Raw genomic sequence first — 16,405 nt, forward strand, 5'->3', positions numbered from 1 at the left:
GCGCTGCCCGGAGCCGGCCCGCACCGGACGGCCCGCGGGCCCTGCTCTGGAGTACCCGTGACCTCGAACGATCCCAACCTGTCCCGGCGCGCCTTCGGCGGCGCGGTCGGCGCGACCGCGGCCGCCGCCGCGGTGGGGCTGGGCGCCGCCGCCCCGGCCCACGCGGCGCCCGCCGCCGAAGACCGGCACGCGGGCCCGCAGGAGCGGGAGTTCAGGGCCGAGCGGGGCCGCCGCTCCCGCCGCCCGAACATCCTGTTCATCCTCGGGGACGACCTCGGCTGGGCCGACCTGTCCTCCTACGGCTCCCCGCACATCAAGACCCCGAACCTGGACCGGCTCGCCCGCCAGGGCGTCCGCTTCACCGACGCCTACTCGGGCTCCGCGACCTGCTCCCCGACCCGCTTCAGCCTGTACACCGGCCGCTACCCGGGCCGCGCCAAGGGCGGGCTCGCCGAGCCCATCGCCGACAAGTCGGCGGGCCTGGAGCCGACCCACCCGACGCTGGCCTCGCTGCTGCGCGGCTCCGGGTACGCGACCGCGCTGATCGGCAAGTGGCACTGCGGCTTCCTGCCCGACTACAGCCCGACCAAGTCCGGCTGGGACGAGTTCTTCGGCAACTTCGGCGGGGCCCTGGAGTACTACTCCAAGCTGGGCGGCGACGGCGCGTACGACCTCTACGAGGGCGACGCCGAGTACAAGGACCTGCGCTACTACACGCGGATCCTGACCGAGCGGGCGAGCGAGTACGTCTCCCGCGACCACGGTGACAAGCCGTGGCTGCTGAACCTCAACTTCACCACCCCGCACTGGCCGTGGATAGCCGACGGGGACACCGAGGCCAGCGCCGAGGTCACGCGCCGGATCAAGGCCGGCGACAAGCGGGCCCTGTGGCACGAGGACGGCGGGTCCATCGAGAAGTACAAGGAGATGGTGGAGGACCTCGACCGCTCGGTCGGCGAGGTGCTGAAGGCGCTGAAGCGCTCCGGGCAGGAGGAGGACACCCTGGTCTTCTTCTCCAGCGACAACGGCGGCGAGCGCTTCTCCCACAACTGGCCGCTCTCCGGCAACAAGGCCTCCCTCCAGGAAGGCGGCATCCGGGTCCCGAACATCGTGCGCTGGCCCGCCCGGCTCGACGGCGGCCAGGTCAGCCACGTGCCGGTCTTCACCCCGGACTGGACGGCCACCCTGCTGGAGCTGGCCGGCGCCCGCGCGAACCCGGCGTACCCGCTGGACGGGGTCAGCCTCGCCGGATACCTGCTGCGCGGCGAGAAGATCGCCGAGCGAAACCTGTTCTGGCGGGTGCGCGGGGAGCGGGCGCTGCGCCGCGGCGACTGGAAGTACTACCGCGGCAAGGCGGGCCGCGACCAGCTCTTCAACCTGGCCGGGGACCTCCGCGAACAGGCCGACAAGGCGGCGCTGGAGCCGGCCCGGCTGGCCGAACTGCGGGCGGCCTGGGAGAAGACGGACGCGGGACTGCTCCCGTACCCGGGCTGATCACCCGCTGATCACCCGCCCCGGGTCGGCGGCCTGGTCCACAGCCTGTGGAAAGTGCGTCCACGTGAACGGGTGAGGGGACGGCGCCGTCACTCGACGGCCGAGGCCGCCGTCGCGGTGAGGGCGTTGGCCGAAGCGGGCGCGGTGAGGGTGAGGGTGTCGCCCTGGACCTTCCAGTCGAGCGGGCCGGAGCCGAACAGTTCGGTGAGGGCCCGCTCGACCTCTCCGGGGCCGCCCTCGCAGGCCATCCGGGTGGTGGTGAGGGGGCCGAAGGTGAGCCGGCTGCCCTCGACGGCGGCCGTCGCGTTGAAGCGGTTGCAGCCGAGGCTGCCGCTCGCCGTGCCGTCCGCGGCCAGGGTGAAGCGGGCCCGGCCCGCGGCATCGGCCGGGACCGGGGCGGCGCTCTCCCCCTTGATCAGGGAATCGACGGTCCACTGCGTGGCGACGAGCGGGGCGGCGGGGGCCGGGGGCTTGGAGCTCAGGGCGATCGCGTTCCCGTCCGGGGCCTTCAACGTGATCTTCTCCGGGCTCTGTTCCACGGTCAGCCGGCCCGTGAACAGCTTGGCGAAGGCCGTCTCGAACGGCAGGTCGGGGCAGGCCATCTCGGTGTGGACGCCGGGCGACACGGTGATGGCGGCCGCCGAGTCGAAGACCACCGCGGCGGTGAAGCCGTTGCAGCCGTAGTTCCCGGTGGCCTCGGCCTCGTTGCCCTTGCCGCGTTCCACGGACAGCCGGGCCGCCGCGGGGGCCGCCAGCGTCTTGCCGTCGACGGTCAGGCTCTCGACCGACCAGGGTCCGGAGAACCCCTGGAGGGGGAGCGTCCCCCGCGCGCCCCCGCCGTCACCGCAGGCGGTGGCGGTGGCGGACAGCGCGAGCACGGCGACCAGGGCGGCGGGGAGGAGCGGCAGCGTACGCATGCCGGTGGGACGCGGGCGGCCCCGAACCGGTTCCCGGATCAGCTCATCCGGGGGATCAGCTCATCAAGGGGAGCAGCGCCGAGAGGTCGGCGCGCTCGCCGCTTGCCCGGACCTGGGCCCCGTCCAGTGCTTCGGCCCAGCTCGTACGGCCGGTGGCGAGCCGGATCCAGGTCAGCGGGTCGGTCTCCACCACGTTCGGCGGGGTGCCGCGGGTGTGCCGGGGCCCCTCGACGCACTGCACCACAGCGAACGGCGGTACCCGGAACTCCACCGCCCCGCCCGGGGCCTTGAGCGCGAGGGCGTCGGCGAGCAGCCGGGTGCAGGCGGCCAGGGCCTGGCGGTCCAGGGGGATGTCCAGTCCGGTGGCGCGGCGCAGGTCGTCGGTGTGGACGACGAGCTCGACGGTGCGGGTGACCAGGAAGTCGGCCAGGGTCATGGCCCCGATCCACAGGTCCAGCACCCGGCTGCCCGGGTTCGCGTCGAGCGCCTCGGCCAGGCGGGCGCCGGCCCGGTCGTAGAGCTCGGCGAGCGGGGCGCCCTCCAGGGTCTCCTTGGCGGCCTCCGCGATCTTCCCCGCGAGCGAGGCCGTCGCGAACGGCCACTCGGCGGCGGGCAGCTCGGCGACGGCGGCGGGCGGCCGGGCGAGCCCGCCGGCCAGCGAGTCGGCGATCCACGCGATGTGCGCGGCCAGTTCGGCGACGGACCAGTCCCCGACCCCGCTCGGGCGGGCCAGCTGCTCAGGCTCCAACTCCCGTACGGCGTCCCGTACATGGCCGAACTGCGCGAGGACGGCCGTACGGATCCGGGCCTGGTCGTAGGTGCGCGGCTTCTTCTTGGCGGGCGGCATGGGCCGACCTTACTGGCCCCGCCTTCGCCGCCGCGCGCTGCGCTGCCTGCAAGGGTCCGCCCCGACGGACGAGCCCCCGCCCGGATCGGTTCCGGACGGGGGCTCGGGTCACGAAGGGGGGCGGCTCAGGCGAGCAGCGCCGGGATCGTGGCCTCGTGGGCGGTGCGGAGCTCGGTCAGGGGGAGGGTGAACTCGCCCTGGATCTCGATCTCCTCGCCGTCCACCACACCGATCCGGGTCGCCGGCAGGCCCCGCGCACCGCACATGTCGGTGAAGCGGAGCTCCTCGCTGCGCGGGACGGCCACGATGGCCCGGCCCGCGGACTCGGAGAACAGGAAGGTGAAGGCGTCGAGCGCCTCGGGCACCACGATCCGCGCACCGTTGCCGCCCTTGAGGCAGGACTCGGTGAGCGCCTGGATCAGGCCGCCGTCGGACAGGTCGTGCGCGGCGTCGATCATGCCGTCGCGCGAGGCCGAGATCAGGATCTCCGCGAGGAGCTTCTCGCGGCCCAGGTCCACCTTGGGCGGCATGCCGCCGAGGTGCTGGTGGACCACCTCGGACCAGGCCGAGCCGCCGAACTCCTCGGCGGTGTCGCCGAGCAGGTACAGCAGCTGGCCGGCCTCCGCGAACGCCATCGGCGTACGGCGGTTGACGTCGTCGATCACGCCGAGCACCGCCACGACCGGGGTCGGGTGGATGGCGATGTCGCCCGTCTGGTTGTAGAGGGAGACGTTGCCGCCGGTCACCGGGGTGCCCAGCTCCAGGCAGCCGTCCGCGAGGCCGCGGGTGGCCTCGGCGAACTGCCACATGACGTCCGGGTCCTCGGGGGAGCCGAAGTTCAGGCAGTCGGAGATCGCGAGGGGCTTGGCTCCGGTCGCGGCCACGTTGCGGTAGGACTCCGCCAGCGCGAGCTGCGCACCCGTGTAGGGGTCGAGCTTGGCGTAGCGGCCGTTGCCGTCCGTGGACATGGCCACGCCGAGGTTGGTCTCCTCGTCGATGCGGACCATGCCGGCGTCCTCGGGCTGCGAGAGCACCGTGTTGCCCTGGACGAAGCGGTCGTACTGGTCGGTGATCCAGGACTTCGAGGCCTGGTTCGGCGACGAGACCAGGGCCAGGACCTGCGCGCGGAGCTCCTCGGAGGTCTGCGGGCGGGGCAGCTTGCCCGCGTCGTCGGCCTGGAGCGCGTCCTGCCACGACGGGCGGGCGTACGGGCGGTGGTAGGTCGGGCCCTCGTGGGCGACGGTGCCCGGGGGCACGTCCACGATGAGCTCGCCGTGCCAGAAGATCTCCAGGTGGTCGCCGTCGGTCACCTCACCGATGACGGTGGCGATGACGTCCCACTTCTCGCAGATCTCCATGAAGCGGTCCACGTACTGCGGTTCGACGATCGCGCACATGCGCTCCTGCGACTCACTCATGAGGATTTCCTCGGGCGAGAGCGTGGCGTCGCGCAGCGGGACGGTGTCGAGGTCGACGCGCATGCCGCCGGTGCCGGCGGAGGCGAGCTCGCTCGTGGCGCAGGAGAGCCCGGCGCCGCCGAGGTCCTGGATGCCCGCGACCAGCTTCTCCTTGAAGATCTCCAGGGTGCACTCGATGAGGAGCTTCTCCTGGAAGGGGTCGCCGACCTGGACCGCCGGACGCTTGGTCGGCTTCGTGTCGTCGAAGGTCTCCGAGGCGAGGACGGACACGCCGCCGATGCCGTCGCCGCCCGTGCGGGCGCCGTAGAGGATGACCTTGTTGCCGGGGCCGGAGGCCTTGGCGAGGTGGATGTCCTCGTGCTTCATGACGCCGATGCAGCCGGCGTTGACGAGGGGGTTGCCCTGGTAGCAGGCGTCGAAGACGACCTCGCCGCCGATGTTCGGCAGGCCGAGGCAGTTTCCGTAGCCGCCGATGCCCGCGACGACGCCCGGCAGGACGCGCTTGGTGTCGGGGTGGTCGGCCGCGCCGAAGCGGAGCGGGTCGACGACCGCGATCGGGCGGGCGCCCATGGCGAGGATGTCGCGGACGATGCCGCCGATGCCGGTGGCCGCGCCCTGGTAGGGCTCGATGTACGACGGGTGGTTGTGCGACTCGACCTTGAAGGTGACCGCGTACCCCTGGCCGACGTCGACGACTCCGGCGTTCTCGCCGATGCCGACGAGCATGGCGTCGTTCTGCGGGACCTTCTCGCCGAACTGCTTCAGGTGGACCTTGCTGCTCTTGTACGAGCAGTGCTCGGACCACATGACGGAGTACATGGCGAGCTCGGCGCCGGTGGGACGGCGGTCGAGGATCTCGCGGATCCGGGCGTACTCGTCCTCCTTGAGGCCGAGTTCCTTCCAGGGCTGGGAGGCGTCCGGGGTCTCGGTGGCGTTCTTGACGGTGTCGAGGCTCATGCGCTGACCAGCTTCTTCAGGACCGAGGTGAAGAACGGGAGGCCGTCGGTGCGGCCCGTCCCGATCAGCGGCTCGACCGCGTGCTCGGGGTGCGGCATGAGGCCGACGACGTTGCCCGCGGCGTTGGTGATGCCGGCGATGTCGCGCAGCGAGCCGTTGGGGTTGACGTCGACGTACCGGAAGGCCACGCGTCCTTCGGCCTCCAGTTCGTCCAGCACCCGCTCGTCGGCCACGTAGCGGCCGTCCATGTTCTTGAGCGGTACGGAGATCTCCTCGCCGGCGGTGTAGTCGCCGGTCCAGGCCGTCTCCGCGTTCTCCACCCGCAGCTTCTGGTCGCGGCAGATGAAGTGCAGGTGGTTGTTGCGGAGCATCGCCCCCGGCAGCAGGTGGGCCTCGGTGAGGATCTGGAAGCCGTTGCAGATGCCGAGGACGGGCATGCCGCCCTTGGCCTGCTCGATGATGCTCTCCATCACCGGCGAGAAGCGGGAGATGGCTCCGGCGCGCAGGTAGTCCCCGTAGGAGAAGCCGCCCGCGAGGACGACCGCGTCGACCTGGTGCAGGTCCTTGTCGCGGTGCCAGAGCGATACGGGCTCGGCTCCCGCGAGGCGCACGGCGCGCAGCGAGTCACGGTCGTCGAGCGTTCCGGGGAACGTGACGACTCCGATGCGAGTGGTCACCGTCAGGCCTCGACCTTCACGGTGAAGTCTTCGATGACGGTGTTGGCGAGGAAGGTTTCGGCCATCTTGTGGATGCGGTCGAGGGCGGCCTGGTCGACCGGGCCCTCCACTTCCAGTTCGAAGCGCTTCCCCTGGCGAACGTCGGCGATCCCTTCGAAGCCCAGGCGCGGCAGTGCACGCTGCACCGCCTGGCCCTGGGGGTCGAGGATCTCCGGCTTGAGCATGACGTCGACTACGACGCGTGCCACTGGCACTCCCGATGAGGTGGTTGGTGCGAAGGCGGTTCCCTCAGCGTACCCGTAGGAAATTTCTACGCGGGTAGATATCTCTCTTGTATGATCCTCCACGCCGTTTCGGCTTCACCAACGCTTCGCAAAATCCGCCGGAAAACCACGTGCACGGGATTGCGGCGGGACACGCGGAGATAATTAACTGGGCTTCGCAATGCAATGAGAATCGGGGTACAAAGGAATCCTCCGTTGCACCGGCATTTTTCGGTGCACGGCGACGCCAGAAAGATGCATTCTTCCGAAACATCCACACAGGCGACATCACCGCTCCGTCCGCGCACGTCAGCCGGAGCGGCGTCGCACGAAGGGACCGATATCCGTGGCGCAGCGCGTAGTAGTCACGATCTCCGACGACATCGATGGCGGAGATGCATCGGAAACGGTCGTCTTCGGGCTGGACGGTAAGTCGTACGAGATCGACCTCAATGTGGCCAACGCAAAGAAACTGCGGAAGAGCCTGGCCCCCTTCGTGGCCGCCGGCCGCCGGCAGGCCCGCTCGGGGAAGACCTTCAAGCACACCGCCATCGCCCCCGACCCGGCGGTGGTCCGGGCCTGGGCCCGCTCCAACCAGCTCGACGTCCCGCCGCGCGGGCGCATCCCCAAGAAGGTCTACGAGGAGTACAACGCGGCTCACTGAGAGCCGATTTGCCATCCACCCCTACCGGTCCGCTAGTGTGTGGATCACGCCAAGGGGCGCGGCCGAGAGGCCGGACCCCGAAGTCGTGCGGGTGTAGTTCAGTAGCAGAACATCCTCCTTCCAGGAGGAAGGCGCAGTGTGCGATCCCTGTCACCCGCTCTGCTCGCTTTACCGACCACGGTTGTGGATCAGGTAGAGTGATGCACGCATCGCACGGCAGTTTTGTCGTGGGAAGCATGCGGACGTAGCTCAGTTGGTAGAGCACCACCTTGCCAAGGTGGATGTCGCGCGTTCGAGTCGCGTCGTCCGCTCAGCGTATGAAGGCCCCGGTCATTGACCGGGGCCTTTGTCGTATGTCCGGGGTTATCGGTCCGCTCCGAGATCCGTGACAGGTGTCATGGCCTCCGCGGCCCGGGGCCCGCGAGACTGGGGCCATGAAACTCAGCGGCTGGTGGAAGAACCGCAGCAGCGCGGGGAAGGTCGAGCTGTACACGCGCTGGTCGTTCCACTTCTTCGTGGTCCTCGAGATCGTGTCGATCGGACTGGCCGTGCTGGGCTCGACGGGCGGAAAGGGCTCGCCGGCCGTGCCGGTCGCGCTCTTCCTCATGGTGTGCGCGCACTCCCTGCTCGTCGGCTTCCTCTCCTCCCGCTCGCTCGACTGGATCCTGGGGCGGCGCGAGCGCCCGGTGCGGCTCGCGGTCGCCGTCACCGCCCTGACCGCCGCCGCCACCCTGGGCGTCCTCGGCCTGCGGGTCGCCGGGCTCACCGGCGACCCGGCGACGGCCCCGACCCTCGTCGCCGGAATGACCTGCTACGCCAGCGGCACGCTCGTCCTGTGCCTGCGCAAGGTCCGGCAGATGCGCTACGTGGCACCGGGAGCGGCCGCCTACGTGGGCCTGGCGTTCCTCGCCTTCGGCGTCCCGGCCGGCGAGTCCGCGGGGCTCGCCGTCGGGGTACTGCTGACCAGCGCCCTGATCAGCGCGGCCTGCGGGTTCTCCGGCTGGCTGCTCGACACCGTGTGCGAGCTGGACCGGGCCCGCGAGGTCCAGGCGCAGCTCGCGGTGGCCGAGGAGCGGCTGCGGTTCGGCCGGGACCTGCACGACGTGATGGGCCGCAACCTGGCGGTGATCGCCCTCAAGAGCGAGCTGGCCGTGCAGCTCGCCCGGCGCGAACGCCCCGAGGCCGTCGACCAGATGATCGAGGTGCAGCGGATCGCCCGGGAGTCCCAGAAGGAGGTCCGCGACGTAGTCCGCGGCTACCGCGAGGCGAACCTCGCGGTGGAGCTGGAGGGTGCGCGCGGGGTCCTGCACGCGGCCGGGATGGACTGCCTGGTCGAGTACGAGCAGGGCCGCGAGCTGCCCGCCGAGGCCCAGTCGGCGCTCGGCTGGGTGGTGCGCGAGGCGACGACGAACGTGCTGCGGCACGGCGACGCCCGCAGCTGCGTGATCCGGCTGACGGCGGCCCCCTCGGGCACGCTCACGCTGGTGGTGGAGAACGACGGGGCCCCCAAGGCCCCGGCCGGGCCGCCGGGCTCGGGGCTCGCGGGCCTGCGGGAACGGCTCGCGGTGCTGGACGGCACGCTGGAGGCCGGCCCGGTGGACGGGGGCCGGTTCCGGCTGCGGGCGCAGATCCCCGGCCCGGCGGCCGGTCCGATCCGAGAACTGGAGGCGCGGGCATGAGCCCCGTACGCGTACTGCTGGCCGACGACGAGCACCTGATCCGCGGCGCGCTCGCCGCGCTGCTGGGGCTGGAGGACGATCTGCTGGTCGTCGCCGAGGCCGCTTCGGGGCCGGAGGCGCTCGCGATGGCGCGCGCCCACCGGCCGGACGTGGCGGTGCTGGACCTGCAGATGCCGGGGGCCGACGGTGTGAGCGTGGCCACAGCCCTGCGGGCCGAACTCCCCGACTGCAAGACCATGATCGTGACCAGCCACGGGCGGCCCGGGCATCTGAAGCGGGCCCTCGCGGCGGGCGTACGGGCCTTCGCCCCGAAGACCGTCTCGGCGCAGCGGCTGGCCGAGCTGATCCGTACCGTGCACGCCGGAGGCCGTTACGTGGACCCGGAGTTGGCGGCCGACGCGATCAGCGCGGGCGACTCCCCGCTGACCGCCCGCGAGGCCGAGGTACTGGAACTGGCGGGGGACGGGGCGCCGATCGCGGAGATCGCGGAGCGGGCCTCGCTCTCCCCGGGGACGGTACGGAACTACCTGTCCTCCGCGGCCACGAAGCTGGGCGCCGAGAACCGGCACACGGCGGTGCGTCTCGCACGGGCCCGGGGTTGGGTATAGTAGTTCTCGCGCTACGGCGCACCTGCGGACATAGCTCAGTTGGTAGAGCACCACCTTGCCAAGGTGGATGTCGCGCGTTCGAGTCGCGTTGTCCGCTCAGCAGTGAAGAAGCCCCGGTCCTCGGACCGGGGCTTCTTTCGTTCCGGCCCGGGGACGCCCCGGGCCGGAACACGGGTTCAGGCCCAGGTCTGGCCGGTGAGGCGCTCGTAGGCCTCGACGTAGCGGGAGCGGGTCTGCTCCACGACCTCCTGCGGGAGGGCGGGCGGCGGGAGTTCGCCCTTGGAGTCCCAGCCGGAGGCCGGGGAGGACAGCCAGTCGCGGACGTACTGCTTGTCGAAGGACGGCTGGGCGTGGCCCGGCTCCCACAGGTCGGCCGGCCAGAAGCGGGAGGAGTCCGGGGTCAGCACCTCGTCGGCGGCGACCAGGTTGCCGTCCTTGTCGAAGCCGAACTCGAACTTGGTGTCCGCCAGGATGATCCCGCGGTCACGGGCGATGTCCCGGGCCCGGCCGTACACGGCGAGGGTGGTCTGGCGCAGCAGGGCGGCCGTCTCGGCGCCCTGGGTGCGCGCGACCTCCTCGTAGGAGACGTTCTCGTCGTGCTCGCCGACCTCGGCCTTGGCGGCCGGGGTGAAGATCGGGCCGGGCAGCTCGGAGCCGTCGACCAGGCCCTCGGGCAGGCCGAGTCCGCAGACCGTACGGGTCTTCTCGTACTCGGCGAGGCCCGAGCCGGTCAGGTAGCCGCGGGCCACGCACTCGACGGGGACCATGTCGAGGTTCTGGCAGACCAGGGCGCGGCCGGCCCAGTCGGCGGGGGCGCCGGCGGGCAGCTCGGTGCTGATGACGTGGTTCGGGACGATGTCCGCGAGCTGGTCGAACCACCACAGGGACAGCTGGGTCAGGATCCGGCCCTTGTCCGGGATCTCGGTGGGCAGCACCCAGTCGGCGGCGGAGATGCGGTCACTGGCGACCATGACGAGACGGCCGTCCTCGTCGCGGTAGAGGTCGCGGACCTTGCCGGTGTGGAGGTGGACGAGGCCGGGCACCTGGACCGGCTCGGGCTTTTCGACGAATCCGGGCACGGAGTCTCCCTGTGGTTCTGTACGAGCGCGCGGCCCATTCTCCCGCACCCGGCCACGACCCCGGACAACGGGTCCGGTCAGTCCCTCTTGCAGATCCGGTCGAGGAGATTGGCGGTGGCCCGCTGGACCCGCTCGTCCACGTGCCCGGGGCGGTCGAGGGCCGGGGACCAGGCGAAGGTGCCGGAGGCGAAGACGAGCGCGCCGCTGGGGGCCCGGTAGAGGGAGGTCTCCTGGTGGCGGCGGTGGCCGTCGCCGTCCTCGTACGGGGAGTGCGCGAGCAGGATCCGGCTCTGGTGCTCGGGGAGCTGCGTGCGCGGGAAGTACCGGTCGGCCTCGCCCGCGACCAGGCCGGGCAGTTCGTCGTTCTCGACGGCTCCGGTGGAGTCCCAGAGCCAGTGCGTGGCATTGCGCACGATGAGCGGTGCGGGCTCGGGGACCCGTCCCGCGTACTGGATGCCGAGCAGCTGCTGCTCCGGGCGGTCCACCTCGCGCCAGAGGCTGGGGCGGCCCGGGCCGCGGCGTTTTCGGCAGGTCAGGAGCCGGTCGTCGACTCCGGAGGGCGAGGGGGAGAGCTCGACCTGCCAGTACATGGTGTTGGCGGAGAGGAAGACGAGCGAGGTCCCGTGGTCGCGGGCGCGCTCGACGGTGCGGCGCATGGGCCCGGACCAGTACTCGTCGTGTCCGGGGAAGACCAGGCCGCGGTAGCGGGTGGGGTCGACGCGGCCGGCGTGCAGGTCGCGGGCGTCGGCGTAGGCCAGGTCGTAGCCGTAGCGCTCGGCCCAGCGGATGAAGTCGTAGGCGTGGCCCACGTGCAGGGGCAGGCCCGCACCGGCGTAGGGGCGGTCGAAGGAGACGGTGATGGCGGCGTCGCGCTCGCCGAGCAGCCGGCCCTCCTCGTCCCAGGCGTGGTAGAGGCTCGCGCCCGTTCTGCCGTCCTCCGGGTAGAGGTTGTAGGCCTGCCAGGTGATGTCGGGCAGCAGGAGCAGCAGATCGGCCGGGTGGTCGTCGCGCACCGTGAAGGGGATGTGCGAGCGGTACCCGTCGGCGGTCGTCAGGACCGCCACATAGGCGCCGACGCTCCAGTACGAAGGGACCTGGAGCCGCCAGGACAGCCACCAGTGATGGCAGGAGACGGTGCGGTCGGCGGTCAGCGGGGCGGGCTGGACGATGCCGGAGAGCCGGGGGCTGGTGGTGATCTTGGAGGCGCCGTCGCCGCCGTAGTGCCCGATGCGGTAGACGTCCACGGAGAACTGCTGGGGCGGATCCACGGTGATGTGGAAGTCGATGGCCTCACCGGGCGCGACGGCTCCGGTGGAGGCGAACCCCTTGATCTGCCGGTGCACGTCGTCGGCGGTGCGGGGGCCGCCCGCGCCCCGGGCGCGGGGGATCTGCTGCCCCGGACCGGCGGCCACGGCCGGGTCCACGTACCAGGGCACGACCTGGCCGTTGTCGTCGTAGTAGAGCTCGCTCCCCCGGAACCACGGAAGGGGGCCCTGGCCGAAGGGATCGGTCACCGCGTGCGCGAGCGCACCCGACTCCCAACGCCTGATCTGCTCCGCACCCATACCGCTGCTCCCCTCCCTCGGTCCCCCGAACGCCGCGACCTGTCCCCAGCACATCACATAACGCACGCACTCCGTCACCGTTCGTCGCGAAAACTTCAACGGCCCTCGCTTTGTCGCGCCCGACCGGGCCCGGCCCGGTGACCGGAGGGCGGCCCGGGGCCCGGGGCTCAGACCAGGCGGACCGGCTTCTCGGGGCGTACGCCGACCTCCGCGAGCCAGTCCCGCAGCGGGCCGGGGTCCCGGTCCTCCACGAGCGCCAGCACCGGTCCGGCGAGATCGGCCCGCCGCACCCCGGAGACCAGCAGGACCGGCCCGTCCAGCCAGTCCAGCCCGGGCTCGCCTCCCGCGGAGTCGACCGCGGCGCAGCACACCAGCGCCACGACGTGGTCTGCCAGCAGGTCCCGCCCGCTGCGCGGAGCCTCCAGCGGGAACAGCGGCAGGGCGTCGGCCCCGCTGCCCGCGGCGGCGGCCGCCACGGGCACGGCCTCCCGTGCCAGGGCACCGCTCAGCCGGCCCGCCAGGGCGTCGGCATCGGTGTCCGCGAGGTGGATCAGCACCCGCTCCACCGTGGAGGCGGCGGGCACCGAGGCGGCCGACAGTGCGTCCAGGGCGGCCAGCAGGCGGGCCGCCTCCGTGCGCCACTTGCGGTCGACGACCTCTTCCGGGTAGGCCGCCCAGTCCACCGGGGACCAGTCAGGGCCGGCCTCGGCCGGGCCGCCGTGGAACAGCCGCGCGGCCAGCAGCGAGGCGGCCTCGTCCACCGCACCCGGCTGGTCCAGCAGATCGCACGCCGGGCGCTCGCCCAGGCGCGAGGTGAACCCGTCGGCCAGCCGGTCGCGGCGGGACAGCTCGGTCAGTGCGGAGACCACGCCCGCATCCAGGTGCGCGGGCCAGCGGCCCATCCGCCAGGCGGGCAGGGCGACGCGGGTCAGCAGCCGGTCCCAGCCGGCGTACGCCAGCCCGACCTGCTCCTGGGCGGCGATGCGCAGCGCGTAGTCCACACCCTGTGCACGGTCCGAGGCGGCGGCGGCGACCCCGCGCTCCATCTCGGCGGCGTCCACCCGGCACAGCCGCAGCAGCAGCCGGGCGGGGGCGGCGATCCAGCCGAGGAAGCGCCGGCCGCCCACGTCCACGGCGGCGTCCAGGCCCCGTACGAATCCGCGCGCGTCGGCTATGTCGGGGTGGGCGGAGGGGCCCGTACCGGCGACGACGGGCGCGAGGACGGCCCGGAGTTCGGCGACCCTCATCCACCACAGGAACGGCGAGCCGATCACCAGCACCGGGGCGGCGCCGGGCTCGGACTCCGGGCCGCCGGCCGTGCCGGACGTGCGGGTGCCGGTCCGGCGGTGCGCCGCGTGCGTGCGGTCCTCCAGCCAGCTGTCGCAGTCGGGGGTCAGGGCTATCGCGGAGGGCGCCGGAACGTCCATCCGGTCCGCCAGGTCCCGCACGAGCCGGTAGAGATCGGGGGCGGCGGACTCCGACAGCGGCACGGTCGGGGTCATGGCGGGGCTCGCCCGCAGCACGACGGCGGCGAAGATCCCGCCGACGAGCAGGACGAAGGCGGCGACGGCGCACACGGCGAGGGTGACGGCCGGCCACGGGTCACCGGCGAGCCGGCCCGTCGTACGGGCGCTCACCAGCACCACGGCCACGGCGGCGGGCAGCAGCCCGACGGCCAGTGCCCTGCTGCGCACACGCAGCACGGCCAAGGCACGGGAACGCGCGGACGGCGTACCCACTTCAGCGATCGAACCGGTTCCGGACACGGCCGGACCTCACCCCCTCTGCGATGCGGCGGCGTTGCTCACTCCCCCACTGTGACATCAGCCACTGACATCGCAATGCCGGTGGGCCATGTGCCGGAACGGGAGCCGCAATGCTTGCGCCGCACCATAGTTGGGGCGCGGGCGAACGTCAGGCAGACCGGGGGACGATCACCCGATGGAATGGCTTTGGGTAAAGCTGGGTGCGTTCGAAAGCGGCTGGATGCACTCGCACGCGAGCATGCGCGCGGGCCCGGCCGCACCGAGTGCGCACCGGGCCCGCTTCCGTGAGATCCCGCCGATCAGGCCTGATCAGGCCTGTTCCGCGACCTTCGCCGCGATGTCCGTGCGGTACTGCGAGCCGTCGAGCCCGATCCGCCCGACCGCCTTATACGCCCTGTCCCGGGCCTCCGCCAGATCGGAACCGGTCGCGGTCACCGACAGCACGCGACCGCCCGCGCTGACGACGGCGTCGCCCTCGTTGCGGGTCCCGGCGTGCAGGACGTACGCGTACGGGGCGTCCAGCTCGGCCACCTCGGCCAGGCCCGTGATGGGGTCCCCGGTGCGCGGGGTCTCCGGGTAGTTGTGGGAGGCGATGACCACCGTGACGGCCGCGTCCTCGCGCCAGCTGAGCGGGGGCAGGGTGTCCAGGGTGCCGTTGGCGGAGCCCAGCAGCACGCCCGCGAGCGGGGTGCGCAGCCGGGCCAGGACCACCTGGGTCTCGGGGTCGCCGAAGCGGGCGTTGAACTCGATGACCCGCACGCCGCGCGAGGTGATGGCGAGGCCCGCGTAGAGCAGCCCGGAGAAGGGGGTGCCGCGGTGGCGCAGCTCGTCGACCGTGGGCTGCAGGACGGAGGCCATGACCTCGTCGACGAGCTTCGGGTCGGCCCAGGGGAGGGGCGAGTACGCGCCCATGCCGCCGGTGTTGGGGCCCGCGTCGCCGTCGAGCGCGCGCTTGAAGTCCTGCGCGGGCTGGAGCGGCAGCACGGTGACGCCGTCGGTGATGGCGAAGAGGGAGACCTCGGGGCCGTCGAGGAACTCCTCGATGACCACGCGGTCGCAGCCCAGCGCGTGGGCGCGGGCGGCGGCCCGGTCGTCGGTGACCACGACGCCCTTGCCGGCGGCGAGGCCGTCGTCCTTGACCACGTACGGGGCGCCGAAGGCGTCGAGGGCCTCGTCCACCTCTTCCGGGGTGGTGCAGACGTAGCTGCGGGCCGTCGGGACTCCGGCGGCGGCCATCACGTCCTTGGCGAAGGCCTTGGAACCCTCCAGCTGCGCCGCTTCGCCGGACGGGCCGAAGACGGGGATGCCTGCCGCGCGCACGGAGTCGGCGACTCCGGCGACGAGCGGGGCCTCCGGGCCGACGACGACCAGGTCGGCGCCGAGCTCGGTGGCGAGCCGGGCGACGGCTTCGCCGTCGAGCGGGTCGACGGGGCGGAGTTCGGCCACCTCGGCGATGCCGGCGTTGCCGGGAGCGCAGTACAGCGCGTTGACGTCGGAATCGAGGGACAGAGAGCGGCACAGGGCATGTTCGCGGGCGCCGCCGCCGATGACGAGGACCTTCACGCCATGAAGACTAGCCCGCGTTCCCGGATGCCCTTCGTGCGGGCACCCAAGTCGGACCCCCTAGTCGTTCGTGTATTCCTCTACAACGGTGGCTCCGAGCTCGCGCACGATCAGGTCGTGTCCGCTCAGCGCCGTGTCCACGAGGTCCGGGTCGTCGGCCTCCGCGACATCGTCCTCGGGGGCGACCGGCGGGGGCGCCTGGTGGGTGGGCGGCTGGTGCTGCTGGGACTGCTGCTGCTGGTACGACTGCTGCGGCTGCTGGGACCGCTGCGGCTGCTGCTGATGCGCCTGCTGCGACTGCTGGGGCTGCTGGTACGCCTGCTGGGACTGCTGCGGGGCCTGCTGGGCCTGCGGCTGGTTGTAGGCGGGCGCGGGCGCAGCCCCGTAGGAGGACGCGGACACGGGGGCCATCGGCTGGGCTCCGCCGCCGACCACGGCCTCGATCTTCCAGGTGACCTGGAACTGCTCGGCGAGCACCGCCTTGAGCACGTCCTCGCTGCCGCTGCTCGCGAAGTTGTCGCGGGCTCCGGCATTGGGGAAGCCGAGCTGGAGGGTGGTGCCGTCGAAGCCGGCCACCTGGGCGTTCTGGCTGAGCAGGATCCAGGTGAAGCGGCGGCGGTTCTTGACGGCGTCCAGGACGGCCGGCCACATCGCCTGGATCTGCCCCGCGCCGGCGGCCATGTGCGGAGCCGGGGCGGCGGGCGCCGCCGGAGCGGAGGCCTGGGAGGCCTGCGCGGGGGCCGGGGGAGCCGCCGGGGCCACCGGGGCGCCGGGGGTGGCCGCGCCGGGCCAGGCACCCGCGGCGGGGGCGGCGGCCGGAGCCACGGCGGCAGCCGGGGCCGCGGGGGCGCCGGGGGTCGCGGCGCCGGGCCAGGCACCGGGGGCGCCGCCGCCGGGCTGCGCTGCTC

Annotated in this window: 13 protein-coding genes, 3 tRNA genes and 1 pseudogene; 7 read left to right on the forward strand and 10 right to left on the reverse strand. The window is 72.5% G+C overall.

Going from position 1 to position 16,405, the window contains the following annotated elements; genetic code table 11:
- Positions 1-57 precede the first annotated feature (57 nt).
- On the forward strand, positions 58-1,494 hold the full coding sequence (locus ACFWNV_RS26755) for a sulfatase-like hydrolase/transferase (RefSeq protein WP_383951925.1): 1,437 nt from the start codon (positions 58-60) through the stop codon (positions 1,492-1,494).
- 89 nt (positions 1,495-1,583) lie between these two features.
- Here ACFWNV_RS26755 and ACFWNV_RS26760 read toward each other — a convergent pair whose 3' ends face one another.
- The 5 genes from ACFWNV_RS26760 to purS form a co-directional block, all read right to left on the reverse strand.
- Positions 1,584-2,411, reverse strand: a complete 828-nt coding sequence (locus tag ACFWNV_RS26760) for an META domain-containing protein (RefSeq protein ID WP_383951927.1) — start codon at positions 2,409-2,411, stop codon at positions 1,584-1,586.
- Between the two features lie 55 nt (positions 2,412-2,466).
- Positions 2,467-3,258, reverse strand: coding sequence for a sterol carrier family protein (locus tag ACFWNV_RS26765; protein ID WP_383951929.1), 792 nt, complete (start codon positions 3,256-3,258; stop codon positions 2,467-2,469).
- Between the two features lie 125 nt (positions 3,259-3,383).
- Positions 3,384-5,633, reverse strand: a complete 2,250-nt coding sequence (purL, locus tag ACFWNV_RS26770) for a phosphoribosylformylglycinamidine synthase subunit PurL (protein ID WP_383951931.1) — start codon at positions 5,631-5,633, stop codon at positions 3,384-3,386.
- Entirely contained in the window at positions 5,630-6,310 is a 681-nt protein-coding gene (gene purQ, locus ACFWNV_RS26775; protein ID WP_250751956.1) for a phosphoribosylformylglycinamidine synthase subunit PurQ, read from the reverse strand. Before purQ ends, purL begins: the two co-directional genes overlap by 4 nt.
- A 2-nt stretch (positions 6,311-6,312) precedes the next feature.
- Complete coding sequence (purS, locus tag ACFWNV_RS26780; protein ID WP_008740952.1) at positions 6,313-6,564, reverse strand: phosphoribosylformylglycinamidine synthase subunit PurS; 252 nt, start codon at positions 6,562-6,564, stop codon at positions 6,313-6,315.
- A 355-nt stretch (positions 6,565-6,919) separates the two neighbouring features.
- Between purS and ACFWNV_RS26785 the strand changes: the two genes are divergently transcribed.
- From ACFWNV_RS26785 to ACFWNV_RS26810, 6 genes are all read left to right on the forward strand, one after another.
- Positions 6,920-7,237 (forward strand): Lsr2 family protein, encoded by a 318-nt coding sequence (locus ACFWNV_RS26785; RefSeq protein ID WP_356511550.1) that lies wholly within the window; start codon positions 6,920-6,922, stop codon positions 7,235-7,237.
- Positions 7,238-7,324: 87 nt separating this feature from the next.
- A tRNA-Gly gene (locus ACFWNV_RS26790) sits at positions 7,325-7,396 on the forward strand.
- Between the two features lie 79 nt (positions 7,397-7,475).
- Positions 7,476-7,548 (forward strand) — tRNA-Gly (locus ACFWNV_RS26795).
- Positions 7,549-7,671: 123 nt separating this feature from the next.
- Entirely contained in the window at positions 7,672-8,916 is a 1,245-nt protein-coding gene (locus ACFWNV_RS26800; RefSeq protein ID WP_383951934.1) for a sensor histidine kinase, read from the forward strand.
- Positions 8,913-9,524: a response regulator gene (locus ACFWNV_RS26805; protein ID WP_383951936.1), complete on the forward strand. Its 612-nt coding sequence runs from the start codon at positions 8,913-8,915 to the stop codon at positions 9,522-9,524. The genes ACFWNV_RS26800 and ACFWNV_RS26805 overlap by 4 nt, the downstream gene beginning before the upstream one ends.
- Positions 9,525-9,548: 24 nt before the next feature.
- Positions 9,549-9,621 (forward strand) — tRNA-Gly (locus ACFWNV_RS26810).
- 79 nt (positions 9,622-9,700) lie between these two features.
- Here the strand turns inward: ACFWNV_RS26810 and ACFWNV_RS26815 are convergent.
- From ACFWNV_RS26815 to ACFWNV_RS26835, 5 genes and pseudogenes are all read right to left on the reverse strand, one after another.
- A complete protein-coding gene (locus ACFWNV_RS26815) occupies positions 9,701-10,603 on the reverse strand; it encodes a phosphoribosylaminoimidazolesuccinocarboxamide synthase (RefSeq protein ID WP_383951938.1) in 903 nt (300 codons plus the stop codon).
- A gap of 77 nt (positions 10,604-10,680) precedes the next feature.
- On the reverse strand, positions 10,681-12,168 hold the full coding sequence (locus ACFWNV_RS26820) for a N,N-dimethylformamidase beta subunit family domain-containing protein (protein ID WP_383951940.1): 1,488 nt from the start codon (positions 12,166-12,168) through the stop codon (positions 10,681-10,683).
- 167 nt (positions 12,169-12,335) lie between these two features.
- The gene (locus ACFWNV_RS26825; protein ID WP_383951942.1) at positions 12,336-13,934 is read right to left on the reverse strand and encodes a hypothetical protein; all 1,599 of its coding nucleotides are present in this window, start codon (positions 13,932-13,934) and stop codon (positions 12,336-12,338) included.
- 309 nt (positions 13,935-14,243) lie between these two features.
- Positions 14,244-15,497, reverse strand: coding sequence for a phosphoribosylamine--glycine ligase (gene purD / locus ACFWNV_RS26830; RefSeq protein WP_383951944.1), 1,254 nt, complete (start codon positions 15,495-15,497; stop codon positions 14,244-14,246).
- A gap of 60 nt (positions 15,498-15,557) precedes the next feature.
- Positions 15,558-16,405, reverse strand: a pseudogene (locus ACFWNV_RS26835) (DNA polymerase III subunit gamma and tau); the annotation flags it as partial.

The organism is Streptomyces sp. NPDC058401 (assembly GCF_042722885.1).
Classification (GTDB): Bacteria; Actinomycetota; Actinomycetes; order Streptomycetales; family Streptomycetaceae; genus Streptomyces.